Below are 23,296 nucleotides of genomic sequence, written 5' to 3'. Positions count from 1 at the left end.
ACGCCTCAAACCCTGTGGGAGCGAGCCTGCTCGCGATAGCAATCTGACAGCCAACAACTATGTTGAATGCTCAGACGCCATCGCGAGCAAGCTCGCTCCCACAGTGGTTTATAGGGTTTTCGAAATGGAATTCGGCCTGTCGCTCGCCCCAGTTATCACACAGTCCCAATTGGGCGTTTTTTTTGCCGCGTCGGGCGGGCATACTAGGCCGTCCCTTACCCTGGTGCCGCCCGCCTCTATGCTTCGCGTCCTGATCGCCCTCGCTCTGACATGCCTGCTCCAACCGGCCTTCGCGGATGAGCGCGCGCAAACCCAACAGCAACTGGACGCCACGCGCCAGGACATCGCCGAGCTGAAAAAACTGCTGGGCAAGCTCCAGGAAGAAAAATCCGGCGTGCAAAAGGAGCTCAAGGGCACCGAAACCGAGATGGGCAAGCTCGAGAAGCAGGTCGAAGCCTTGCAGAAAGAGCTGAAGAAGAGCGAATCCGAGCTGCAGCGGCTCGATGCGGAGAAAAAAAAACTCCAGAGCGCGCGCACTGAACAGCAGCGACTGATCGCCATCCAGGCCCGCGCCGCCTACCAGAACGGTCGCCAGGAATACCTCAAGCTGCTGCTCAACCAGCAGAATCCCGAGAAATTCGCCCGCACCCTCACCTATTACGACTACCTGAGCCAGGCTCGCCTGGAGCAGCTGAAAAGCTTCAACGAAACCCTGCGCCAACTGGCCAATGTCGAAAAGGACATCGGCTTGCAGCAGGCGCAATTGCTGGTGCAGCAAAGCGATCTCGACACTCAGCGCGAAGCGCTCGACAAGGTCCGCAAGGAGCGCCAGCAGGCCCTTGCCAAACTGAACGACGACGTGAAGGCCCGGGACCAGAAGCTGGCCGCCCGCGAGCAGGATCAGGCAGACCTGTCTAAAGTCCTTAAAACCATTGAAGAAACCCTGGCCCGTCAGGCTCGTGAGGCAGAAGAAGCGCGGCAGAAAGAGCTCATCGCCCAGCAGGAAGCCGAAAAAAAGCGCTTGCGTGAGGCCGAGGCGGAAAACACCGACGCCCCACGCAAACCGGTCAGATCGACACCCGGGGCCCTGGTATCCAGCGGCGGCGAGACCTTCGGTGGCCCTTTTGCGTCAAGTCGGGGAAAACTTCCATGGCCGGTTGATGGTCGACTGCTGGCACGCTTCGGCGAAACCCGTGGCGACGATGCCCGCACCAAGTGGGACGGCGTGATGATCAGCGCCTCTGCCGGCAGCCAGGTGCATGCCGTACACGGTGGGCGCGTGGTGTTTGCAGACTGGCTACGCGGTGCAGGACTACTGGTGATCCTTGACCACGGCAACGGTTTTCTGAGTCTTTACGGCCACAATCAGACGCTGCTCAAATCGGCGGGTGACGTGGTTAAAGCCGGTGAGTCCATCTCCACTGTCGGCAACAGTGGCGGCCAGGACACACCAGCACTGTATTTCGCAATTCGTCAGCAGGGTCACCCGAGTGATCCGGCGCAATGGTGCCGCGCGCAAGGATAGGCGTGAGTTACCTACATTAGGAGTTCGTTCGACATGCTGCATTTGTCCCGTCTTAGCTCGCTGGCCCTGACGATCGCCCTGGTGATCGGTGCGCCTCTGGCGTTCGCCGCTCAACCGGCTCCGGCCGTTGCTCCGGCAGGTACTGCCGCGACCAGCAAAGCCCCGTTGCCGCTGGAAGAGTTGCGCACCTTCGCCGAGGTCATGGACCGGATCAAGGCCGCGTATGTCGAGCCGGTGGACGACAAGACCCTGCTGGAAAACGCGATCAAGGGCATGCTCAGCAACCTCGATCCGCACTCTGCCTACCTCGGCCCGGAAGATTTCACCGAGCTGCAGGAAAGTACCAGCGGTGAGTTCGGCGGTCTTGGCATCGAAGTCGGCTCGGAAGACGGCTTCATCAAGGTCGTTTCGCCAATCGACGACACCCCGGCGTCGAAGGCCGGCATTCAGGCCGGTGACTTCATCGTCAAGATCAACGGCCAGCCGACCCGCGGCCAGAGCATGACCGAAGCCGTGGACAAGATGCGCGGCAAGATCGGCCAGAAAATCACCCTGACCCTGGTGCGCGACGGCGGCACGCCATTCGACGTAACCCTGGCCCGCGCGGTAATCCAGGTGAAGAGCGTCAAGGCGCAACTGCTGGAATCAGGTTATGGTCTGATCCGCATCACCCAGTTCCAGGTCAAGACCGGCGAGGAGGTCTCCAAGGCCCTGGCCAAGCTGCGCAAGGACAACGGCAAGAAGCTCAACGGCATCATCCTCGACCTGCGCAATAACCCGGGTGGCGTGCTGCAAGCGGCGGTGGAAGTGGTCGACCACTTCATCACCAAAGGCCTGATCGTCTACACCAAGGGCCGGATCGCCAACTCCGAATTGCGCTTCAATGCAACCGGCAAGGACGAGAGCGAAGCGGTGCCGATGGTGGTGCTGATCAACGGTGGCAGTGCCTCGGCCTCGGAAATCGTTGCCGGCGCCCTGCAGGATCAGAAACGCGCCGTGGTCATGGGCACCACCAGTTTCGGCAAGGGCTCGGTGCAGACCGTGCTGCCGCTGAACAATGACCGCGCGCTGAAGATCACCACTGCACTGTACTTCACCCCGAACGGTCGTTCGATCCAGGCCCAGGGCATCGTCCCGGACATCGAAGTACGCAGGGCCAAGATCACCAATGAGGCGGACAGCGATTACTTCAAGGAAGCCGATCTGCAAGGCCACCTGGGCAACGGCAACGGCGGCGCGGACAAGCCAACCGGTTCTGGCGGCAAGGCCAAGGCGATGCCGCAGGATGACGATTACCAACTGGCCCAGGCCCTGAGCCTGCTCAAAGGCCTGAGCATCACGTCCGGCCGTTGAGGATGTCTTGGCGTTTCCTCTTCGTCCTGCTGTGCTGTCTGGCGGGTGCTGCTCACGCAGAACCTGCCAGACCAACTCCTCAAAAAGCCTACCTGACGCTGATCATCGACGACCTGGGGCAGAACTTGCCACGGGATCGCCGCGTGCTCGCCCTGCCCGGGCCAGTCACTACGGCAATCATGCCCGACACCCCGCACGCCACCGAATTTGCCCGCGAAGCCCATCGCGCCGGCAAGATCGTGATCTTGCACATGCCGATGGACCCGGCCACCGGCCCGTTCGCTTGGCATCCCGAACTGCCCATCGAAGAACTCGAGAAACGCCTGAACGCTGCGTTCAAAATGGTCCCCTACACCGCCGGCATCAACAACCACATGGGCAGTCGCATGACCGCACAACCCGTGGCGATGGCGTGGTTGATGGGCGAGTTACAGCGCCGCCACAAGTTCTTCGTCGATAGCCGCACCAGCGCCCAGACTGTCGCTGCGCAACAGGCGCAGAAGGTCGATCTGGCGAGTGTTTCGCGGGATGTATTTCTCGATGACGAACGCACCGAGGCGGCGATCTTCACTCAGCTACAGACCGCAATCAGCCTGGCCCGCAAGCAGGGTTCAGCCGTGATGATCGGCCATCCTTACCCGCAGACTCTGGCGGTGCTGGAACGGGAATTGCCGAAGCTGAAAGCCCAGGGCATCGAGTGGATCGACATCAAACAGATGATCAGCGTGCGCAGCAATCGCGCCACGACTGCCCATGGTAAAGACGGTATCTACCGATAAATGCCCGGATACAACCCAAACATATAGTTACTGCCTGATGACTGGCCCGAGTCTGGATAGTCAGCCCTGCAAATGTTCGCGACTCCGAGAGTCGCCTTTCATATTTCAGGACTGACCATGACTACCGAGAACAGCCACAACTTGCCTGCCGGGCAAATGGAATCGATAAAGTTCGGCAATCTGCTGATCAATTTCACCAGCGAATTTCACCGGATCTGGGACAGCCGGGGCTCCGGCTCCTCGGTTGGAAGCTTTTGGCGCCCGACCCCCGCCCCTGACTTGTTGCCGGGCTACTTCCCGCTGGGGGATCTGGCTGTGGCCGGGTACGACAACGTCAACGCAAACAGGATCGTGGCCGTCGTCTGCGAAGGCGAGCCACAGGGCGAGGATGCCACCCGGAGCAAGGCTCTCAGCCCGCCCACGGACTATGAAAAAGTCTGGAGAGACGCCAACTCCGGTGCGGCGGCCGACTGCACGGTATGGCGCCCGATTCCTCCTGTCGGTTACGTGGCCATGGGGCTTGTCTGCTCCAATGGTCGCGACAAGCCACTGCTCAATACCATTCGTTGCGTCCGGGAAGATCTGGTCATCGCCACAAGTGTCAGCGATTTGATCTGGAGCGACAAAGGCAGCGGCGCCAGACAGAATTTCAGCGCCTGGAACATCGCCCCTCCGCAGGCAGCCCCGGGTGAGATCCACTTTTCAGCAGGGACATTTTTCGGCGTCCAGAGCCACTCCAGACCCCAGACATCCGTCGCCTATGCGTTGCGCATGCAGATCCCACGACAGTCGATGCCAGCCCCCGAGGCTCCGAAACTGTCGGGCTATGGAGCCCCCCCGGAACTGGAACCGGCCAAGGTCACCGAAACCGTGCGAATTCCATGGTTCGCAGTGAGCGATCACCTGCATCCGGGCGAGCAATTGCGCACATCCCCGTTCTACCGTCTGGAACGTTCGGATCAATACGTACTTGTGGGGCATGGCCACAACACCAGCGACTTGCCACGGCCTTTCAGGTGGAAAGCCGTTCGCGCTCAGAGCTCGCAGATGCAGCAGATTTTCAGTCGCCTCACCTCTATCGAGGTGACGACGCCCTGGTCCGAGAGGTCGTCCAGCGCAACCCGGCCCATCAGGTTTTCGGCACAGCTGTACAAGGACTTCACTTACTCCGAGGCATCAGTCAGCGGGTGGGATGATTCTCGCCCAACGGACATCGTCGCAATGGCCGCAAAAAACAAGGCCGTGGCGGTCTATCAGATACAGAGTCTCTACACACTGAAGCGCGCGGATGGCACTCAAGTCGCCGTCAGCATCGGATACACGGACGACGAAAGTCTTTACCTGACCGAGTACCCGCCAGAAGTCGATAGTGCGCTGACCTTTACTCCACAACTGGCGACAGAACCGTCGCCGGGCGAAAGCCCGTCAGTCAGCGAAAGCGACGATCCCCCGAGTGCCGGTCAGCCAATCACAGACGATACGATCGTTACAAATACCGGCCCATGATTTCGTCGACCACGCCGTCCTTGCGCATCTGATCCAGTGCTGCCTGCAACTTGGCGACCGCCTCATCGGACACGTCCTTGTTCAAGGCCAGATATAGCTCTGCACTGTTGAAGCGCAACACTGTTTTCAACCCGCTCACGCCATCCTGCCGCGCCAGATAACGGCCGGCAGGATCGCCGGTGGCCCACAGGTCAATCTGGCCGCTGACAAGTTTTTTGGCGTTGTCCTGATCGCGCAGCACCACCACCGGCTTCAGACCCTGCTTGGTCAACGTTTCGGCAATCGCATCGCCCTTGTAGGCGCCGATCTTGTACTTGCGCGCGTCGTTCAGGGTTTCGAGGGTGATCTTGCTGTCGGCCTTGGCCAGCATGACCCAGTCGTCCGGGCCGATCGGGCCGACCCACTTGAAGAGCTTTTCGCGATCCGGCAGCCGCGCCATGACGAACGCACCGTAACCGGGATTCTCCAGCGCCAGCTTGTAGACCCGCTCCCATGGGAAGCGCAGGGTCAGGCTGTAAGTGATGCCGGCACGCTTGAACATCTCGCGCACGATGTCCGTGGCGATGCCGTTGATGTTTTCGTCCTGGGCGAAATTCTTGCCGTTCTTCGCCATGTTGTATGGCGGAAAGTTTTCGGTGAGGAGCACCAGATCGGTGTCGGGACTTTCTTCGGCGTGACCTGTGTTGATCAACAACACAGAGGCACTGGCGAGGGCGAGAAGCAGGCGTTTGATCATGTCGGGCTACCGAAATCCATGGCGTGCCCAAGAGTGCCTTGGGTACGCCATGCTGTCCACTGGCCTGTATGGATGTTTAACGCATTACAATGCCGCGGTGCGCCATGTAGGCCTTGGCTTCCTGAACCGTGTATTCGCCGAAGTGGAAAATACTCGCCGCCAATACTGCGCTGGCGTGGCCTTCAAGAATGCCGTCGGCCAGATGCTGCAGGTTGCCGACGCCGCCGGAAGCGATCACCGGAATCCCCAGTGCATCGCTGATGGCGCGGGTCACGCCGAGGTCGAAGCCGTTTTTCATGCCGTCCTGATCCATGCTGGTCAGGAGGATTTCACCGGCACCGAGGCCTTCCATTTTTTTCGCCCACTCGACCGCGTCGAGGCCGGTCGGTTTGCGACCGCCGTGGGTGAAGATTTCCCAGCGCGGAGTTTCGCCCGGCCCGGAGACCTTCTTCGCGTCGATGGCGACGACGATGCATTGCGAGCCGAAGTGCTGAGCCGCTTCGCCGACGAATTCCGGGTTGAACACAGCAGCGGTGTTGATCGACACCTTATCCGCACCGGCGTTGAGCAGATTGCGAATGTCCTGCACGGTCCGCACGCCACCGCCGACGGTCAGCGGGATGAACACCTGGCTGGCCATGCGCTCGACGGTGTGCAGCGTGGTGTCACGGCCATCGACGCTGGCGGTGATGTCGAGAAAGGTAATCTCGTCGGCACCCTGCTCGTCGTAGCGACGGGCGATTTCCACCGGGTCGCCGGCGTCACGGATGTTCTCGAACTTCACACCTTTGACGACCCGGCCGTTATCCACGTCCAGGCAAGGGATGATGCGTTTGGCCAGCGCCATGGTCAGTCCTCAGCCTTGGTACGAGTCGCAGAAAGCTTGCGCTTCGGCGACGTCGAGAGTGCCTTCGTAGATCGCCCGGCCGGTGATGGCGCCGATGATGCCCGGTGCCTTGGCGTCGAGCAGCGACTTGATGTCACCCAGGTTGTGAATGCCGCCGGAAGCGATCACCGGGATCTTGGTGGCAGCAGCGAGCGCAGCGGTGAACGGTACGTTGCAGCCCTGCATCATGCCGTCTTTGGCGATGTCGGTATAAACGATCGAGGACACGCCGTCGGCTTCGAACTGCTTGGCCAGGTCGATGACCTGCACGGTGCTGATTTCAGCCCAGCCATCGGTGGCGACAAAAGCGTCCTTGGCATCGAGGCCGACGATGATCTTGCCCGGAAACGCGCGGCAGGCTTCAGCAACGAACGCCGGATCCTTCACCGCTTTGGTGCCGATGATCACGTAGCTGACGCCCGCCTTGACGTAGTGCTCGATGGTTTCCAGCGAACGGATGCCGCCGCCGATCTGGATCGGCAGGGTCGGGTAGCGCTTGGCGATCGCGGTCACCACTTCGCCGTTGACCGGCTGGCCTTCGAAAGCGCCGTTCAGGTCGACCAGATGCAGACGGCGGCAACCGCCCTCCACCCACTTGGCAGCCATGCTCACCGGGTCATCGGAGAACACTGTGGAATCTTCCATGCGGCCCTGGCGCAGACGTACGCAGGCACCGTCTTTAAGATCGATAGCGGGAATAATCAGCATCTGGCAAACCTTCAAATTTGAATGTTCAGCTTGGCTCGGAAATCAGTTTTTCTCGAGCGCCCACAGGTCGCTTTCGATGCTTTCAAACCGCTCCTTGAGGTGGGTCTGCACATCGAAAATCGCCCTGTTGTAATAGTGCGGAGCAATTTCGCGGGTAAACAGCTCAAGAATTTCCGCCGCCTCGAACGAACCCAGATCCAGTTCGAAACGATCCTCCATGAACCGCTGAATCTTGCGGTTGGCCTCGCTCTCCTGCTCGGGAGTGAGGGTCAGGATCGGCGGTTTGGATTTCTTGACGGCCATTTACCAGCGACCGTCCCACGCCGCGAAGTTCTGCAGCAATTGCAGGCCATGGGTATGGCTCTTCTCCGGGTGGAACTGCACGGCGAAACGCGAACCTTCGGCCAGCGCCGCGGCGAAATCGACGCCGTAATGACCGCTGCCAACCACCTGACGCGGATTACCGGCGGCGATGTAGTAGCTGTGCACGAAGTAGAAACGCGCCAGGTCCGGAATGTTGTGCCACAGCGGGTGATCCACCGCCTGCTTCACTTCGTTCCAGCCCATGTGCGGGACTTTCAGGTGCTCGCCGTCTTCATGCAGGTCTTTGCCGAAGAACTTCACCGCGCCCGGGAACAGGCCGATGCAGTCGACGCCGTCGTTCTCTTCGCTGCTGTCGAGCAAGGCTTGCATGCCGACGCAGATGCCGAGGAACGGACGATCCTGACTCACTTCACGCACCAGCGAATCGAAACCGAGGCGGCGGATCTCCGCCATGCAATCGCGAATCGCGCCAACACCCGGAAACACCACACGGTCAGCTTCACGGATCACTGCCGCATCGCTGGTGATCAGCACCTTGCCCGCACCGACGTGCTCGAGGGCCTTGGCCACCGAGTGCAGGTTGCCCATGCCGTAATCGATAACTGCAACCGTCTGCATTACAGGACGCCTTTGGTCGAAGGCATCTGGCCGGCCATGCGGTCATCCAGCTCGACGGCCATGCGCAGCGCGCGGCCGAAAGCCTTGAACACCGTTTCGATCTGGTGGTGAGTGTTGGTACCGCGCAGGTTGTCGATATGCAGGCTGACCAGTGCGTGGTTGACGAAACCCTGGAAGAATTCCTGGAACAGGTCGACGTCGAAGCCGCCAACGGTGGCGCGGGTGTACGGCACGTGCATCTGCAGGCCAGGACGGCCGGAGAAGTCGATCACCACGCGCGACAGCGCTTCATCGAGCGGCACGTAGGCGTGGCCGTAGCGACGGATGCCTTTCTTGTCGCCAATGGCTTGCGCGAAGGCCTGGCCGAGGGTGATACCGACGTCTTCCACCGTATGGTGGTCGTCGATATGCAGATCGCCCTTGCATTCGATATCCAGGTCGATCAACCCGTGACGGGCGATCTGATCCAGCATGTGCTCAAGAAAAGGAACACCGATATTGAATCGGGCCTTTCCGGTGCCATCAAGGTTGATCGAGGCTTTGATCTGGGTTTCCAGAGTGTCGCGCTCGACAGACGCCTTACGTTCGGCCATCACCAGCTCCGCAAAATCATTGGGCGAAAAAGGCAGCCATTATAGGGGCGCGGGGCCGAAACAGAAACACGAGAGGTGAGATGGCTGACGGATAGAACGCCCGGCTGTCGCGGGTAGACATGTCCATACAAGCCAAAAAAGCGGAAATTTGGAAACTTGAAGAGATCCCTGTGGGAGCGGGCTTGCCCGCGAAGAGGCCGGCACACACAACATCAATGCTGTCTGACCTGGCGCCTTCGCGGGCAAGCCCGCTCCCACAGGGATTAATGTTTTCCCTGGCTGACCTGAAAGCTTCAGATCAGCCAGGATCTACACCTTAGTGAAACAATACCGCCGTCTTCTGCAGGGTCACCCACACACCCCACGCCAACGGAATCCCCACCACCAGCCACGCAGCGATCGCCAATGGCTTGCTGCCTGGCGCGGCTTTCCACTCCAGCACGGTGCTGGCGTCAGCACCCTTGTCGTGGCCCAGCGCCTGTTCGGCAGCCAGTTCGGCGTCGGTCATGAAGTACTTGTCCGCGACCGGGCGCACCAGCAGGTTGCACAGGAAACCCAGCACCAGCAGGCCGGCGAGGATGTACAGGGTGATGTCGTAAGCGGCGGCGCGTTCAACGCCGATGCTCAGCTGATATTCACGCAGGTAATTCACCAGCACCGGACCCAGCACGCCAGCGGCAGCCCAGGCAGTCAGCAGACGACCGTGGATCGCGCCCACCATCTGCGTACCGAACAGGTCGGCCAGATACGCCGGAACGGTCGCGAAACCACCGCCGTACATCGACAGGATGATGCAGAACGCCGCCACGAACAGCGCAACGTTGCCCAGGTGACCGAGGTTCGGGATCAGTGCGTACAGCGCGAAACCAAGCGCGAAGAACACGAAGTAAGTGTTCTTGCGGCCCAGGTAGTCCGAGAACGACGCCCAGAAGAAACGGCCGCCGATGTTGAACAGGCTCAGCAGACCGGTGAAACCGGCCGCAATCGCAGCGATGGAAGCCAGTTGACCGGCGTCCAGCTGACCGAACGGCAGATCGTTGCCCAGCAGCTTGCCGCCGAACACTTCCTGCAACAGTGGCGAAGCCATGCCGAGGATGCCGATACCGGCAGACACGTTCAGGCACAGCACCAGCCACACCAGACGGAATTGCGGGGTTTTCCACGCCACATTCACGTGCACGTGACGGTGGGTGATCATCGCGTTCGACGCTTTCTTCGCCGGAGCGGTCCAGCCTTCAGGCTTCCAGCCGGTTGGCGGTACGCGGTAGGCCAAGGCGCCACCGATCATGAACACGAAGTAGATCGCGGCCATGGCCACGAAGCTCTGCCACACGCCCACGCCAGCCGGCGAAGCGAAATGGCTCATCAGAGCGGTTGCCAGCGGAGCGCCAACCATCGCGCCACCGCCGAAACCCATGATCGCCATGCCGGTCGCCATGCCTCGCTTGTCCGGGAACCACTTGATCAGGGTCGACACCGGCGAGATGTAGCCCAGGCCCAGACCGATACCGCCGATCACGCCGGAGCCGATCCACATCAGCCAGATCTGGTGGGTATAGATCCCCAGCGCAGAAATCAGCAGACCGCCGCACCAGCACAGTGCCGATACAACGCCGGCCTTGCGTGGGCCTGCGTGTTCGAGCCAGCCACCCCAGATCGCTGCCGAGCAGCCGAGGAAGATGAAGAACAGGGTGTAGATCCAGCCCAGCATGGAGATCGGCCAGTCGCATTGCGACGAGAAGACTTGTGCGATGAAGCTCATGTCCGGTGCGCAAGCCACCGGAGCGGTCACGCCCAGCGCCTTGGACAGCGGCAACCAGAACACCGAGAAACCGTAGGCCATGCCGATGCACAGGTGAATGGCCAGAGCGGCCGGTGGAACCAGCCAGCGGTTGAAACCGGGTTTGGCGATGATGCGTTCCTTGGACAGGAACCCGGGCTGATCGGCTTTGAAGCCGTCCGCCGTAATGGTCGTGCTCATGTGTATCCCCCAATTATTAGAATGGTTCGCCAGCCACTGCTCACCCCGGCCTTATGCACGCAGGCATGACCTTTTTTTGCGGGTGAAGCTCCTTGAAAGCGCGACGTTAAGTCGCAGATGGGCAGACGAACGGGCGAAGGTTACCACTTGCACGTGACAGAAAAACCAAACTGATATCACCTTTTTTAAGACATCTGATCTCATGGTGCCGGGGAACCCCGATCGCGGTCGTTGTCGAAGCGCTGTACATCGCGGTTCAGCGGGCTGCGCGGGACGCCGCAACAGCGAGAGTTGATGCAGCGCTATACTCCCCGGCTAAATTACGAATTCGACTACTTACAAGGACTCGCCCATGAAAGCGTTCGGCAAAATCCTGGGTCTGGTACTTCTCGGGCTGTTGCTGATCATTGTGGCGGCGGGCTTCGCCCTGACCCACCTGTTTGATCCCAACGACTACAAAGACGAGATCCGCCAGATTGCCCGCGACAAGGCCCACATCGAGCTGACGCTCAATGGCGACATCGGCTGGAGCCTGTTCCCGTGGCTCGGCCTGGAACTGCACGAGGCCAGCGTCGCGACTCTGGCCAAGCCTGCCGAACCGTTCGCCGACCTGCAGATGCTCGGTCTGTCCGTGCGCGTGCTGCCACTGCTGCGCCGCGAAGTGCAGATGAGCGACGTGCGCGTCGAAGGCCTGAACCTGCGCCTGAACCGTGACAAGAACGGGCATGGCAACTGGGAAGACATCGGCAAGGTGCCGCCCAAGGCCGGCAGCGCCCCGGCGCCGACCACCACAGCCGAAACCGCCCCCGAGGCCACCCCGCAACCTGAAAAACCGGCCCAGCCGATCCGCCTCGACATCGACAGCCTGACCGTCAACAACGCCCGCGTGGAATACAACGACGAGCTGACCGGCAAGCAATTCAGCGCCGAAAGCATCCAGTTGAGCACCGGAGCGGTTCACGATTCGACCAACATTCCGGTCAAGGCCACCGCGTTCCTCGGCACCAACCAGCCAGTGCTGCGAGTGCGCACCGAGCTCAACGGCGAGTTGCGTTTCGAGCGCGCCCTGCAACGCTACAAGTTCGAAGACCTGAAGCTTTCCGGCGAAGTTGCCGGCGATCCGCTGCAAGGCAAGACCGTGACCTTCGCCGCCCAAGGCCAACTGCTGCTGGACAAGGCCGCCAACGTCGCCGAATGGACTGGCATCAAACTCTCGGTCAACCAACTGCGCGCCTTGGGCGAGCTGAAAGCCAACGACCTGGACAAGACGCCACAGATCACCGGCGGGATTTCCATCGCCCAGTTCGACCTGGCGAAATTCGTCGACAGCATCGGCCAGACCTTGCCGGCCATGGCCGAAGGCAGCCTGAGCAAGGTTGAACTGGTCAGCCGTGTCGCCGCGACGCCGACCAGCGTTTCGCTGGACAACATCAACCTGAAACTCGACGACAGCAGCTTCAGCGGCCGCATCGCCGTCGAAGACTTCGCCAAGCAATCGCTGCGGGCGGTCCTCAAGGCCGACACCTTCAACGTCGACCGTTACCTGCCGCCGAAATCGGAAAAAGCCAACAACGCCACGCAGGTCCGCCAGGCCGAAGTCGCCAGCACCGAGGCCGATGCCATGGCCGGTGCCGGCAGCACACCGCTGCCGGAAAAACCGAGCAAAAGCGCCTGGAGCACCGAGCGCCTGTTCCCTGTCGAGCGCCTGAGCAAGCTCGACGTCAACGCTGACCTGACCTTCGGCCAACTGACCCTCGACAAGCTGCCAATCCAGAACGCCGCACTGAAAGCCACCGGCCAGGGCGGCCTGCTGACCCTTGAGAACCTGCGCGGCGAGCTGTACAACGGCGACTTCGAAGCCAAGGGCACGCTGGATGTGCGCCAGACGGCGCCAGTGCTGAACCTGCAAACCCGGATCAACCGGGTGCCGGTTGAGAAAATCCTCGAAAGCCAGGGCAAGAATCCACCGGTCAAAGGTCTGGTCAATCTCACCAGCAAAGTCACCGGCAGCGGCAACAGCCAGCAGGCACTGATCGAAACCCTCAACGGCAATGCCAGTTTCGTGATCAACAACGGCGTGCTGCTTAACGCCAACCTTGAGCAACAACTGTGCAAGGGCATCGCCACCCTCAACCGCAAATCCCTGAGCGGCGAGCCGCGCGGCAAGGACACGCCGTTCCAGGAACTCAAGGGCAACCTGACCTTCCGCAACGGCGTAGCCAGCAACCCGGACCTGAAAGTGCGCATCCCCGGCATGAGCGTCAACGGTGACGGCGATATCGACCTCAAAGTGCTGGGCATGGACTATCGCGTTGGCATCATCGTCGAAGGCGACACCAGCGCCATGCCGGATCCGGCCTGCCAGGTCGGTGACAAATTCGTCGGCATCGAATGGCCGCTGCGTTGCCGTGGCCCACTGGAGCTGGGTGCCAAGGCCTGCCGCGTGGACAACGAGCGCATGGGCCAGGTCGCGACCAAACTCGCTGGCGACAAGATCAGCGAGAAAATCGACGAGAAACTGGGCGACAAAGTCAGCCCGGAACTGAAAAACGCATTGAAGGGGCTGTTCAAGCGATGAGAGCGGAGCAGTTTTCCACGGCGGTGCTGGAATGGTTCGACCGCCACGGCCGCCATGATTTGCCCTGGCAACAGAACATCAACCCGTATCGGGTGTGGGTGTCCGAGATCATGTTGCAGCAGACACAGGTCAGCACCGTGCTCAATTACTTCGACCGCTTCATGGCCGCACTACCAACGGTCGAAGCCCTGGCCGAAGCGCCGGAGGACGAAGTGCTGCACCTGTGGACCGGTCTCGGTTACTACACCCGCGCGCGCAATCTGCAGAAAACCGCGAAGATCGTCGTCAGCCAGTACGGTGGCGAGTTTCCGCGCGATGTCGAGAAGCTCACCGAGCTGCCGGGTATCGGTCTGTCCACTGCCGGAGCGATCGCCAGCATCAGCATGGGCCTGCGCGCGCCGATCCTCGACGGCAACGTCAAACGGGTGCTGGCACGTTTTACCGCGCAAGAGGGTTACCCCGGCGAGCCGAAGGTCGCCAAGCAGCTCTGGGCCAACGCCGAGCGTTTCACGCCGCAGGATCGGGTCAACGCCTACACCCAGGCGATGATGGATCTGGGCGCCACGCTCTGCACCCGCAGCAAGCCGAGCTGTTTGCTGTGTCCGCTGGAAAAGGGCTGCGAAGCGCACATGCTTGGCCTGGAGACGCGTTACCCGATCCCCAAGCCGCGCAAGGCCATCCCGCAGAAACGCACGCTGATGCCACTGCTGGCCAACGAGGACGGCGCGATTCTGCTTTATCGCCGCCCGTCCAGCGGATTGTGGGGCGGTTTGTGGAGCCTGCCGGAACTCGACGACCTCGACGACCTGCAACACCTCGCCGCGCAGCACTCGCTGGAACTGGGCGAGCTGCAGGCGCTGCCGAGCCTTGTCCACACCTTCAGCCACTTTCAGCTGTCCATCGAACCCTGGCTGGTTCAGGTGCAGGAAGCCGGCGGTCACGTGGCCGAGGCCGACTGGCTCTGGTATAACCTCGCCACCCCGCCGCGCCTGGGCCTCGCCGCCCCGGTCAAGACCTTGCTCGAACGCGCGGCCGCCGTCTTGAATGCAGGAGAGTCGACATGACCCGCACCGTAATGTGCCGCAAGTACAAAGAACAACTCGAAGGTCTGGAGCGCCCACCGTACCCGGGCGCCAAGGGCCAGGACATTTTCGAACACGTCTCGGCCAAGGCCTGGGCCGACTGGCAGAAACACCAGACCCTGCTGATCAACGAAAAACGCCTGAACATGATGAACGCCGAAGACCGCAAATTTCTTCAGGGCGAAATGGACAAGTACTTCTCCGGCGAGGAATACGCTCAAGCCGAAGGCTACGTGCCGCCAGCGGAATAACTCCCGAAAAACGGGGGCCGGATCGTAAGCGACGGAATTAATTTAAGAAATTTTAAAAAAGTCGTTGACGTAAATCCGAAAAACCCTTTTAATGCGCCCCGTTGCCCAGATAGCTCAGTCGGTAGAGCAGGGGATTGAAAATCCCCGTGTCGGCGGTTCGATTCCGTCTCTGGGCACCAAATACCGAAAACCCTGAATCGCAAGATTCAGGGTTTTTTTATGCCTGCGATTTGGTGAGCTGCAGTTCTATAGCGCTGCGCTCACTGCCAATCCCCCTGCTGCTCCCCTCTCAACACATCACGATCATCTGTCGCGCCCTGAAGGGATGCAGACTGAATTCCACAGGCATCGGTGATCGATAAATCTCAAAATCCTTCAAATAGACCGGAACGCTCCGTAGGCCTCAGCGGAAATGGCCGACATACATTCATCCCGGGATTGAACAGAATCGCGCCCTGAGTTGCTAGCCAAAACCAGATACACGACAGGGACGTATCCGATGATCGACGCCATCAACCCCAACATCGCAATCGCTGAGCCTTGCATCGGACGAGAAACAAAAATTTTCAACTTTGAAAGGCAGCAATCAAACCTGCTTCAGAAACTCACGATGGAACTGGCCAGTATTGGCGGACCACAGGCGCCAGGAGCCTGCCTCATCGCCTCTTCGGCAGCTATTGAGTTGAAATCTTCATTTTCCGAGCATCAATGCGCACTTCTTGATGCGTACTCTGACTGCCTGCATTCCGTACTGATCTTCGAAGGCCTACAAAAGATTGTCGACTCAGGCCCACCTGATGAACTGCCCGATCTCGCGTCCATGGAAAGTCGCCATGACGTGCTCTGCCTCGCTGCACGCAACCAAATACTTTTGAAACTGGTTGATAACACTGCGTTCGCCTATGACATGGACAACGATGGAAAACTGGTTCGACTGGTAGCCAACTTCAAGGGTGGCGGGCTTACAACAATTGAGGGCGAGCCCGAATACAAAGAACTGAGCTCACACTCTGGCCTTGCACTTGGGCCGCACACCGAGGCGCCATACTGGTGCGCCATTAATGCAAAAAATGGCCATTCGCCTTCGCCGTCCTCACTCATACTTTCCGCCCTATGGAACCCTTCCCGTGAATCCACACGCGTCATTCCACTACCTCCCGTTTTAGAAAGGGTCGGCATAACCAATTGCCTTGCGCTGACCACAAACAACTTTCAGTTCACGCGTAGCGACTCGTTTGTCAGTGGCAAAGGAGAGGACGGGAGTAACGTCTCCATCCTTGAGTTTGACGACCGAGCAGGTTTCGCAGCGCGGTTCAATTCTTATCGTTTCTCGACAAGCAGTAACGTCTCGCCAATCGTAAAAAAGGCGTACTCCGCTCTATGCCAGGCGGTGAGTGAGTCGACTACGACAGATTATGTGCTGACTCAGGAGTCGGCCATGGTCATCAACAACGCCCGAGCGCTGCACTGTCGAGATGTCATCAAGGACAACAGACGTGTGCTGGTGCGCATTTTCGGACTTTCCAAATTTGCCTCTCCAATTGTCATTTCAGAGGATCCATTACTGCTACAGGGATGATTTCCACACACAGACCGCTGAGCATCTCGCGATCCAACAATAAATAAATCATGAAAAGGGGAAGCAATGTCCTGGGACATAATCGGCACGTTGGCACTTGTTGCTTTTTGTGCTGGATTCTTTGATGCGATTGCCGGCGGCGGCGGTTTGATTACGTTACCTGCCCTGTTTCTCGCCGGTGTCGACCCGATCAGCGCGATTGCCACAAACAAGTTCCAGGCCGCCTCAGCCACTATTTCGGCAACCGCGACCTTTGCCCGCAAAGGAATGATTGAATGGCGCGAAGGACGCTTTCTGGTTATTTGCGCGTTTCTGGGTGGAGCCAGCGGTGCGCTGTTGGTCAGTTCCATCGACAAGCGTTATCTGGAAGTGTGCGTGCCCATCATGCTTATTCTGGTGGCGATTTACTTTGCACTCTCGCCGAAACTGGCCAATGAGGATCGACGCAAGAGAATCGGCATTCTGCTGTTCTCCTTCACTGTTGCGCCGATCCTGGGCTTCTACGACGGCATCTTTGGTCCCGGCGTAGGCTCGTTCTTTATCGTCGGTTTCGTTCTGCTCTGTGGACTTGGAATGATGCGGGCAATGAGCTTCACCAAACTGGCCAACGCCTCCTGCAATCTGGGTTCGCTGTCAGTCTTCATCACCAAAGGCGTGATCATCTGGCCGATCGCGATTGCCATGGCTCTGGCGGCCTTCCTTGGCGCGCAATTGGGTGCAAGAGCCGCCGTCCGGGTCGGCCCGCGCTTGATCAAACCCATGTTGATCGTGGTCTGCTGCGCACTGGCGATCAAACTTCTGAGCGATGAGACCAATCCACTGCGAGTTGCAGTCATTCACACTCTGGCGGCCTTGTGATCAACCGGTTGGTGCTGACTGGCGCATCCATACTTCGATCCCGGTTACAGTTCGACGCGGCGCCAACCGGCACGGTGATCGGGCACAGACTTAGTTGCTACGCTGATAGCCTTGGCTATCGGCGCCTCGATCTACTGCTAAGCCCCCCATGCACACGCCGAAACGCCAGCGCCGCACAGAGAAAACCTAAAGTGTATTGATGTAATCGACAGGAAGCAGAACGGTGTCCAAAGCTGCATCCACTGGCAGCGATACGACGGTAATGACCGGACAGACAATCATCATGTAACAAATTATCGCTGCCGGCATGCCATCACTACCCCCGCCACGCACGCCCAGCAGATGAAGGTTGCCATCAACCCCCCGGTAATACCGGGCGTCAGACAAACCGTCATTCAAACGCCCGATAAACGTTCCGCAGCCAGCCAACAAAAATACAAGACCCACTACGCAGCCCATCCGCAAAATCCGTTTCAAGCCAACGCTTCCTTGGTTCACAAAGTATGAGGCGCAGGATTGTACCCGCGCCTTGTTTCACGATTACACCCATCTCTACCCTGCGTCATTCCAGTGGAACACCAGATTGCGCGCAGCACCGCCGCCAATTTCAGCCGCATCCCGGCGTGTTTCACCATTGCGGGTCGCGACGACCGTGTATTTGCCGGGCGGCAACTGCACGTACACCAATGGCCCGGTTTGATTCAGCTTCAGCACGGTTTGGCCGGGAGCCTTCTGAATCATTACGTCGACATCGGCGGTGTACTGGTTTTGCATGCCGACGGCGAACGTCATGTGCAGGTTGTAGCCCGCGGATTGCTGAATGGCTTTCGACTCATCTTCGCCAATACCGCCGGCCAGATAGCGAACACCGTTTTGCTCCTGCTGCTGAACCTGCACAGCGGAGCTGTCGATCGGCTCCAGATTCGCAGCCTGAGCCATGAGCGGGAACAGCAGCACCGCAGCAGCGGCGACGGGCAGTACGAGTAATAGAATGCGTTTCATGAGAATGACTCCCGGGCTCTCGCAGAACCCAATCGTTATTCCTTTTTGATTTCGCGTAACAAGCCCTGTTTTAGATTGATTGGGAGTTGCACGGGGTACGAAAAGGACTACACGCCGCACTCCTCGATCGCTACCTTCGTCGGCCTGATCCTGCACACCCCGTTCACCCTTCCTTCCGCCTTACCAGACCCGGCCGGCATCGCCAACCTGTGAGCTACCGGCATGCTCTTGCTTCTGTTCCCCCTGAGCCGGAAGACCTGATGAGCCAACTAGAACCTGCTGACACGCAAGACCCAAAACTCGATTCGCTGCTGGGCGATCTTGGTGAGCTCATACGTGAGGCGCGGCAGAAAGTGCTGCGAACGGTCGATACGATTCAAGTCCAGACCTGCTGGCAGATCGGGCGACATATTGTCGAATTCGAGCAACAGGGTGCCCGGCGTGCAGGGTACGGAAAACAGCTTCTGGCAACGCTGGCGAAGGAGCTGACTGCAGACTTTGGGAAAGGCTTTGATTCTTCCAACCTTCGCTATATGCGCTTGTTTTATCAGGCATTTCCAATTCGTGACGCACTGCGTCACGAATTGAGCTGGACCCACTACCGCAAGCTATTGGGGATAGAAAGCCAGCCTGCCCGGCAGTGGTACATGAACGAAGCCGCTACGCAAAACTGGTCAAGCCGCGCCCTCGATCGCCAGATCAATACGCTCTACTACGAACGTATGTTGATGAGCCGAGACAAAACCGACGTCTACGCAGAGGCAGCGACCAACATTGCCGCGATGAAAAGCGATCCCCGGGAATTCATCCGCGACCCCGTCCTTTTGGAGTTTCTCGGCCTGCCATCACCGGGCAAGCTTCAGGAATCCGAACTGGAGCAAGCCTTGATCGACCAGCTCCAGGGATTTCTCCTTGAGCTGGGCAAGGGCTTCGCTTTTGTCGGTCGTCAGCAACGCATAAGCGCTGGCGACGATGATTTTTACATTGACCTGGTGTTCTACAACTACCTGCTCAAATGCTTCGTCATCCTGGATCTGAAGCGCGGCAAACTCAGCGCCCGGGACGTGGGCCAGATGGACATGTACATCCGCATGTACGATGACCTCAAACGCAGCGAAGGCGACGGGCCAACGGTGGGGATCATCCTCTGCGCACAACAAAATGAATCGGTGGCGCGTTACACGATCCTCAAGGGCAATGAACAACTGTTTGCCAGTAGCTACAAACTGGTGCTACCGAGCGAAGAAGAGTTACGAGCGGAGTTGAACCGTGAACACACGCTGCTGGAAGAACGCTTGAGCGATCAGACGGCTGATTGACTGCCGACGGATTGTTCACCGAGCCGGCGGGGACTATCGTTGGCAGCTACTCCGCGAAGGTCGAGAACCATGGGTTTTCAAGAGACGCACGCACTGGAAGAGGCTCGGAACAGAGCTGCACTCGCAAGCGATGTTCAGGACGGACCCTTTCAGGAACCCGCCGCCGACGGCTATCTGCTCGGCGGTTTCACCTGGCGTCACGCCTCACCGGATCAACAACGCCCGGTGGTGATCATCAACGCCGCCACGTCCGTGCGCTGCCGCCACTACTCGCGCTTCGCGGCGTATCTGTTCGCCAACGGGTTCGACGTGATCATTTACGACTACCGGGGTATTGGTGAATCGCGGCCGAAGTCGATGAGACATCTGCAGGCTTCGTGGACGGATTGGGGTGCGCTGGATTTCGAGGCGATGCTCAAACGTGCGCAGCGAGAGTTTCCCGGCCAGCCGATCGATGTAGTCGGGCACAGCTTCGGTGGCTGCGCAGCAGGTCTGGGGGCGTCCGGAAAGATAATCCGAAGACTGGTGACGGTCGGCGCGCAATTCGCTTACTGGCGCGATTACGCGCCCGAGCACCGCTGGCGGATGTTCGGCAAATGGCACCTGCTGATGCCGCTGGTCACGCTGTTCTGTGGCTACTTTCCGGGCAAACGGCTTGGCTGGCTGGAAGACACGCCCGCCGGCGTGGTTCGCGACTGGAGCACGCCTGCCGCGCGTTATGAGCGGCGCCCGAGCGGTAGAACCATGACTGACTTGCCCTTCGCCAACGTCCGGGCCAAAGCCCTGGCAATCAGCATCAGTGACGATCCCTACGGCACGATTCCTGCCATCGAACGCCTGCTCGCTTACTTCCACAACGCGCAAAAGACCCACCTGCGAATCGAACCGCAGGACATCGGTGAACAGCAAGTCGGACATTTCGCCTTTTTTCGCAGCGCATACCAAGCCACACTATGGCCCATCGCTCTGACCTGGCTGCAGACTGGCGAATTGGCCTCCGACACACCGGGGCGCAAAATCCCACGCAGCCAAGCCCTTTAACGCACCACGGAACACACACCATGGCTTCCGCCAACAAGCAGCAAAAACGCGCCGCCCGGGCCAAGACCAAGGCCAAGCAGAACCGTACCAAACGTGCGGAAGTACCGGTCGAGCTGGATCCGAACGACGACCGCATCGATTTCGAGTCGGTGGACCTGACCGAACTGTTCAAGAAAATGATCGACGCCGAAAAGATCAGCCAGCAGGCCATGTGCACCGCGTTCCTTGAAGACCCGCTGCTGGAGCTGGTATACGAGCAGGAAGGCGAAGAAGGTGCGATGGACTTCATCCTCGCCGCGCTGATCGAGTACCGCCAGTGGTCCACCGAGACCGACGAGGCCGGCGCTCTGGCGTGGATCGAATCGCCGGATTTCCAGAAAGACTATGTGGCCGCGTCCGACGCGATCGCCGCACAAACCCAACAGAAAAACTGAGTTCCCATGGCATCCCTGAACAAACAGCAGAAACGCGCCAAACGCGCCAAGGCCAAAGCCAAGCAGATCAATATCCACGGCAGAAAACCCGTCGCACTGGACGATGACCTGGGTGAAATCGGCGAACCGATCCCGGAATACACCCTGGCGATGTTCAGCAAGATGCGCGACGCCGAAGCCGTCAGCCGCAACGAAATGCTGCTGACACTGCTCCGCGAGCTGGCGTTCATCATCGTCGATCATCCTGAACTGCTGGACATGGAAAACGCCGAGAACAAAGGCATGGCCGCCACTCACCTGGCCGCCGACATGCTGATCGATTACCGCATGTGGGCCGATGGCATGGATCGCGAGACCGCCCAGGCCTGGTTGAGCGAACCGGAGTTCATCAGCGATTTCGGGATTGCGCTGGACACCTACGGTCAGTCGGTGGAAGCGCAGGAAGAGAAGAGCGAATAAACCGCCCGCAGTAACAAAAACGGCCGCTTGTCATCACTGACAGCGGCCGTTTTGCGTTACGCGTTGCGAATCAGTTCAGGACCGCTGCGCCACGTTTTTCCAGATTGCGGCGGCGGGCCACCAGCAGACCGGCAGCGACCACCAGCAGGCTGAGCAGCCCGGTCGCGAGGATTTCCACGCGGTGGGCGTCCTGGAACAGCATGATGGTCAGGGCCGCCACGATGAATACGATCACCGCGTAGGTCAGGCCCGGGAACAGCCACATGCTGAAGACGATCTTCTCGCCGCGAGCCATGCGCTGTTTACGCATGCGCAGTTGCGAAATCGCGATCACCAGGTACACCAGCAACGCGATGGCGCCGGAGCTGGCCAGCAGGAACTCGAACACCGCAGCCGGGGCCACGTAGTTGGCGAAGGTGCACAGGAACGCCGCGCCGGTAGACAGCATCACCGCCCAGTAAGGGGTGCCGCTCTTGTTGGTGCGGGTCGACATGGCCGGAGCATCGCCACGCTTGCCGAGGGAGAACAGCATGCGCGAAGAGGTGTACAGCGCCGAGTTAAGGCAGCTGGTCACAGCAACCAGAACCACGATATCAACGATCATCTTGGCATTCGGGATGCCCATGCGCTCAAGCACGGTCTGGTAGGAGCCAAGGCTGGCCAGAACAGGGTCGTTCCATGGCACCAGAGCCACAACGATGAAGATCGAAACGAGGTAGAACAAACCGATCCGCCAGATCACCGAGTTGGTGGCCTTGGAGATCTGCTTGCCAGGGTTCTTCGATTCGGCGGCCGCGATGGTCACGATCTCGGTCCCCATGAAGGAGAACATGGTAGTCAGGATCGCGCCCAGTACCGCACCCATGCCGTTCGGCAGGAAGCCCTGAGTGTCGAAGATGTGCGAAACGCCGCTGACCTGGCTGTTCGGCAGGAAGCCGAAAATGGCCGCAACGCCAAGAATGATGAAGCCAATGATCGCCACGACCTTAAGCAGGGCGAACCAGAATTCGAACTCACCGTAGTTTTTCACGCTGAACAGGTTGGTCACGGTCAGCAGCATGGTGATGATCAGAGCGAAAGCCCAGATTTCCACACTCGGGAACCAGGCGTGCAGGATGGTTGCGGCGGCGTTGGCTTCCAGCGGAATCACCAGGACCCAGAACCACCAGTACAGCCAGCCGATGGTGAAACCGGCCCAGTGACCGATAGCGCGGTCGGCGTAAGTCGAGAACGAGCCGGTGTCAGGCGAGGCCACAGCCATTTCGCCGAGCATGCGCATGACCAGCACAACCAGCGCGCCAGCAGCGGCGTAAGCCAGCAGAACAGCGGGACCGGCGGCGGCGATGGCGTGGCCGGAGCCTACGAACAGACCTGCACCGATCACCCCGGCGATCGACAGCATGGTCACATGACGCGGTTTGAGCCCCTGTTCGAGGCCATTGGAGCTTTGGGTACTGCTCATTGAAACTACCTTTGCGAGGAAAGCGATTGCGTCCGGCCCGTCTGGCGTTCCTTCTCGTAAAAAGAATCCAACGGGGCGTTCCAGATTCTGCACGCAATAATTGCGCCAAAATGTTTCAAACTCTTCTGGCTCGCGGTTTTCAGCGCGACCGGACAGTCATCGCAAGTCATTGAGAATAATGGCCTTTCGCCAAAGCGTTACCCTGCGACCCACTTTTTAAAC

23 protein-coding genes and 1 tRNA gene are annotated in these 23,296 nt (G+C 59.5%); 14 read left to right on the top strand and 10 right to left on the bottom strand.

Annotation, left to right across the window (positions count from 1 at the left end):
• Positions 1–238 precede the first annotated feature (238 nt).
• The 4 genes from N8H71_RS17230 (at position 239) to N8H71_RS17215 (ending at position 5,163) form a co-directional block, all read left to right on the top strand.
• Positions 239–1,525, top strand: coding sequence for a murein hydrolase activator EnvC family protein (locus N8H71_RS17230; protein ID WP_262194910.1), 1,287 nt, complete (start codon positions 239–241; stop codon positions 1,523–1,525).
• A 33-nt stretch (positions 1,526–1,558) separates the two neighbouring features.
• Positions 1,559–2,878: a S41 family peptidase gene (locus tag N8H71_RS17225; RefSeq protein ID WP_262194909.1), complete on the top strand. Its 1,320-nt coding sequence runs from the start codon at positions 1,559–1,561 to the stop codon at positions 2,876–2,878.
• A 2-nt stretch (positions 2,879–2,880) separates the two neighbouring features.
• On the top strand, positions 2,881–3,657 hold the full coding sequence (locus N8H71_RS17220) for a divergent polysaccharide deacetylase family protein (protein WP_262194908.1): 777 nt from the start codon (positions 2,881–2,883) through the stop codon (positions 3,655–3,657).
• Positions 3,658–3,774: 117 nt separating this feature from the next.
• Entirely contained in the window at positions 3,775–5,163 is a 1,389-nt protein-coding gene (locus tag N8H71_RS17215) for a Vps62-related protein (protein ID WP_262194907.1), read from the top strand.
• Here N8H71_RS17215 and N8H71_RS17210 read toward each other — a convergent pair.
• The 7 genes from N8H71_RS17210 to N8H71_RS17180 form a co-directional block, all read right to left on the bottom strand.
• The gene (locus N8H71_RS17210) at positions 5,144–5,899 is read right to left on the bottom strand and encodes a substrate-binding periplasmic protein (protein WP_262194906.1); all 756 of its coding nucleotides are present in this window, start codon (positions 5,897–5,899) and stop codon (positions 5,144–5,146) included. The two genes, N8H71_RS17215 and N8H71_RS17210, sit on opposite strands and share 20 nt — an antisense overlap.
• A 76-nt stretch (positions 5,900–5,975) precedes the next feature.
• Positions 5,976–6,746 (bottom strand): imidazole glycerol phosphate synthase subunit HisF, encoded by a 771-nt coding sequence (gene hisF / locus N8H71_RS17205; RefSeq protein WP_007897430.1) that lies wholly within the window; start codon positions 6,744–6,746, stop codon positions 5,976–5,978.
• Between the two features lie 9 nt (positions 6,747–6,755).
• Positions 6,756–7,493, bottom strand: coding sequence for a 1-(5-phosphoribosyl)-5-[(5-phosphoribosylamino)methylideneamino]imidazole-4-carboxamide isomerase (gene hisA / locus N8H71_RS17200; protein ID WP_262194905.1), 738 nt, complete (start codon positions 7,491–7,493; stop codon positions 6,756–6,758).
• Positions 7,494–7,535: 42 nt separating this feature from the next.
• Entirely contained in the window at positions 7,536–7,796 is a 261-nt protein-coding gene (locus N8H71_RS17195; protein WP_011332018.1) for a DUF2164 domain-containing protein, read from the bottom strand.
• Entirely contained in the window at positions 7,797–8,435 is a 639-nt protein-coding gene (gene hisH, locus N8H71_RS17190; RefSeq protein WP_007952546.1) for an imidazole glycerol phosphate synthase subunit HisH, read from the bottom strand. It abuts the gene before it with no gap.
• Entirely contained in the window at positions 8,435–9,028 is a 594-nt protein-coding gene (hisB, locus tag N8H71_RS17185; RefSeq protein ID WP_007952547.1) for an imidazoleglycerol-phosphate dehydratase HisB, read from the bottom strand. The genes hisH and hisB overlap by 1 nt, the downstream gene beginning before the upstream one ends.
• Before the next feature lie 316 nt (positions 9,029–9,344).
• Positions 9,345–11,009, bottom strand: a complete 1,665-nt coding sequence (locus tag N8H71_RS17180; protein ID WP_085608651.1) for an OFA family MFS transporter — start codon at positions 11,007–11,009, stop codon at positions 9,345–9,347.
• A 352-nt stretch (positions 11,010–11,361) separates the two neighbouring features.
• On the opposite strand from N8H71_RS17180, the gene N8H71_RS17175 reads away from it, so the two are divergent.
• The 6 genes from N8H71_RS17175 (at position 11,362) to N8H71_RS17150 (ending at position 17,357) form a co-directional block, all read left to right on the top strand.
• Positions 11,362–13,587, top strand: a complete 2,226-nt coding sequence (locus N8H71_RS17175) for an AsmA family protein (protein ID WP_262194904.1) — start codon at positions 11,362–11,364, stop codon at positions 13,585–13,587.
• Entirely contained in the window at positions 13,584–14,651 is a 1,068-nt protein-coding gene (mutY, locus tag N8H71_RS17170; RefSeq protein ID WP_262194903.1) for an A/G-specific adenine glycosylase, read from the top strand. The genes N8H71_RS17175 and mutY overlap by 4 nt, the downstream gene beginning before the upstream one ends.
• The gene (locus tag N8H71_RS17165) at positions 14,648–14,920 is read left to right on the top strand and encodes an oxidative damage protection protein (protein WP_007952551.1); all 273 of its coding nucleotides are present in this window, start codon (positions 14,648–14,650) and stop codon (positions 14,918–14,920) included. Before mutY ends, N8H71_RS17165 begins: the two co-directional genes overlap by 4 nt.
• Positions 14,921–15,023: 103 nt before the next feature.
• Positions 15,024–15,099 (top strand) — tRNA-Phe (locus N8H71_RS17160).
• 320 nt (positions 15,100–15,419) lie between these two features.
• Positions 15,420–16,499, top strand: a complete 1,080-nt coding sequence (locus tag N8H71_RS17155) for a hypothetical protein (RefSeq protein ID WP_262194902.1) — start codon at positions 15,420–15,422, stop codon at positions 16,497–16,499.
• 66 nt (positions 16,500–16,565) lie between these two features.
• Complete coding sequence (locus N8H71_RS17150; protein ID WP_262194901.1) at positions 16,566–17,357, top strand: TSUP family transporter; 792 nt, start codon at positions 16,566–16,568, stop codon at positions 17,355–17,357.
• Between the two features lie 186 nt (positions 17,358–17,543).
• Here N8H71_RS17150 and N8H71_RS17145 read toward each other — a convergent pair whose 3' ends face one another.
• Both N8H71_RS17145 and N8H71_RS17140 read right to left on the bottom strand, forming a co-directional pair.
• Positions 17,544–17,834: a YceK/YidQ family lipoprotein gene (locus N8H71_RS17145; RefSeq protein ID WP_262194899.1), complete on the bottom strand. Its 291-nt coding sequence runs from the start codon at positions 17,832–17,834 to the stop codon at positions 17,544–17,546.
• 75 nt (positions 17,835–17,909) lie between these two features.
• Positions 17,910–18,359, bottom strand: coding sequence for a carboxypeptidase regulatory-like domain-containing protein (locus N8H71_RS17140; protein ID WP_262194898.1), 450 nt, complete (start codon positions 18,357–18,359; stop codon positions 17,910–17,912).
• Positions 18,360–18,619: 260 nt separating this feature from the next.
• Here N8H71_RS17140 and N8H71_RS17135 point away from each other — a divergent pair, with 260 nt between their 5' ends.
• The 4 genes from N8H71_RS17135 to N8H71_RS17120 all read left to right on the top strand — a co-directional run bounded on the left by N8H71_RS17135 (position 18,620) and on the right by N8H71_RS17120 (position 21,612).
• Positions 18,620–19,678, top strand: coding sequence for a PDDEXK nuclease domain-containing protein (locus tag N8H71_RS17135; RefSeq protein WP_262194897.1), 1,059 nt, complete (start codon positions 18,620–18,622; stop codon positions 19,676–19,678).
• A gap of 69 nt (positions 19,679–19,747) precedes the next feature.
• Positions 19,748–20,719 (top strand): alpha/beta hydrolase family protein, encoded by a 972-nt coding sequence (locus tag N8H71_RS17130; RefSeq protein ID WP_262194896.1) that lies wholly within the window; start codon positions 19,748–19,750, stop codon positions 20,717–20,719.
• 20 nt (positions 20,720–20,739) lie between these two features.
• Entirely contained in the window at positions 20,740–21,153 is a 414-nt protein-coding gene (locus N8H71_RS17125) for a hypothetical protein (protein ID WP_262194895.1), read from the top strand.
• Between the two features lie 6 nt (positions 21,154–21,159).
• Positions 21,160–21,612 (top strand): hypothetical protein, encoded by a 453-nt coding sequence (locus N8H71_RS17120; RefSeq protein ID WP_262194894.1) that lies wholly within the window; start codon positions 21,160–21,162, stop codon positions 21,610–21,612.
• Between the two features lie 70 nt (positions 21,613–21,682).
• Here the strand turns inward: N8H71_RS17120 and gabP are convergent, their stop codons facing one another.
• Positions 21,683–23,074, bottom strand: a complete 1,392-nt coding sequence (gene gabP / locus N8H71_RS17115; protein WP_262194893.1) for a GABA permease — start codon at positions 23,072–23,074, stop codon at positions 21,683–21,685.
• Positions 23,075–23,296: the final 222 nt, after the last annotated feature.

Source organism: Pseudomonas koreensis (assembly GCF_025447595.1).
Lineage (GTDB): Bacteria > Pseudomonadota > Gammaproteobacteria > Pseudomonadales > Pseudomonadaceae > Aquipseudomonas > Aquipseudomonas koreensis_H.
This window is presented reverse-complemented; position numbering and strand designations above follow the sequence as displayed.

Bases quoted from the DNA above. Each gene is read 5' to 3' on its own strand.
- N8H71_RS17230 (WP_262194910.1), top strand. From the start codon at position 239: ATGCTTCGCGTCCTGATCGCCCTCGCTCTGACATGCCTGCTCCAACCG.
- N8H71_RS17225 (WP_262194909.1), top strand. From the start codon at position 1,559: ATGCTGCATTTGTCCCGTCTTAGCTCGCTGGCCCTGACGATCGCCCTG.
- N8H71_RS17220 (WP_262194908.1), top strand. From the start codon at position 2,881: ATGTCTTGGCGTTTCCTCTTCGTCCTGCTGTGCTGTCTGGCGGGTGCT.
- N8H71_RS17215 (WP_262194907.1), top strand. From the start codon at position 3,775: ATGACTACCGAGAACAGCCACAACTTGCCTGCCGGGCAAATGGAATCG.
- N8H71_RS17210 (WP_262194906.1), bottom strand. From the start codon at position 5,899: ATGATCAAACGCCTGCTTCTCGCCCTCGCCAGTGCCTCTGTGTTGTTG.
- hisF (WP_007897430.1), bottom strand. From the start codon at position 6,746: ATGGCGCTGGCCAAACGCATCATCCCTTGCCTGGACGTGGATAACGGC.
- hisA (WP_262194905.1), bottom strand. From the start codon at position 7,493: ATGCTGATTATTCCCGCTATCGATCTTAAAGACGGTGCCTGCGTACGT.
- N8H71_RS17195 (WP_011332018.1), bottom strand. From the start codon at position 7,796: ATGGCCGTCAAGAAATCCAAACCGCCGATCCTGACCCTCACTCCCGAG.
- hisH (WP_007952546.1), bottom strand. From the start codon at position 8,435: ATGCAGACGGTTGCAGTTATCGATTACGGCATGGGCAACCTGCACTCG.
- hisB (WP_007952547.1), bottom strand. From the start codon at position 9,028: ATGGCCGAACGTAAGGCGTCTGTCGAGCGCGACACTCTGGAAACCCAG.
- N8H71_RS17180 (WP_085608651.1), bottom strand. From the start codon at position 11,009: ATGAGCACGACCATTACGGCGGACGGCTTCAAAGCCGATCAGCCCGGG.
- N8H71_RS17175 (WP_262194904.1), top strand. From the start codon at position 11,362: ATGAAAGCGTTCGGCAAAATCCTGGGTCTGGTACTTCTCGGGCTGTTG.
- mutY (WP_262194903.1), top strand. From the start codon at position 13,584: ATGAGAGCGGAGCAGTTTTCCACGGCGGTGCTGGAATGGTTCGACCGC.
- N8H71_RS17165 (WP_007952551.1), top strand. From the start codon at position 14,648: ATGACCCGCACCGTAATGTGCCGCAAGTACAAAGAACAACTCGAAGGT.
- N8H71_RS17155 (WP_262194902.1), top strand. From the start codon at position 15,420: ATGATCGACGCCATCAACCCCAACATCGCAATCGCTGAGCCTTGCATC.
- N8H71_RS17150 (WP_262194901.1), top strand. From the start codon at position 16,566: ATGTCCTGGGACATAATCGGCACGTTGGCACTTGTTGCTTTTTGTGCT.
- N8H71_RS17140 (WP_262194898.1), bottom strand. From the start codon at position 18,359: ATGAAACGCATTCTATTACTCGTACTGCCCGTCGCCGCTGCTGCGGTG.
- N8H71_RS17135 (WP_262194897.1), top strand. From the start codon at position 18,620: ATGAGCCAACTAGAACCTGCTGACACGCAAGACCCAAAACTCGATTCG.
- N8H71_RS17130 (WP_262194896.1), top strand. From the start codon at position 19,748: ATGGGTTTTCAAGAGACGCACGCACTGGAAGAGGCTCGGAACAGAGCT.
- N8H71_RS17125 (WP_262194895.1), top strand. From the start codon at position 20,740: ATGGCTTCCGCCAACAAGCAGCAAAAACGCGCCGCCCGGGCCAAGACC.
- N8H71_RS17120 (WP_262194894.1), top strand. From the start codon at position 21,160: ATGGCATCCCTGAACAAACAGCAGAAACGCGCCAAACGCGCCAAGGCC.
- gabP (WP_262194893.1), bottom strand. From the start codon at position 23,074: ATGAGCAGTACCCAAAGCTCCAATGGCCTCGAACAGGGGCTCAAACCG.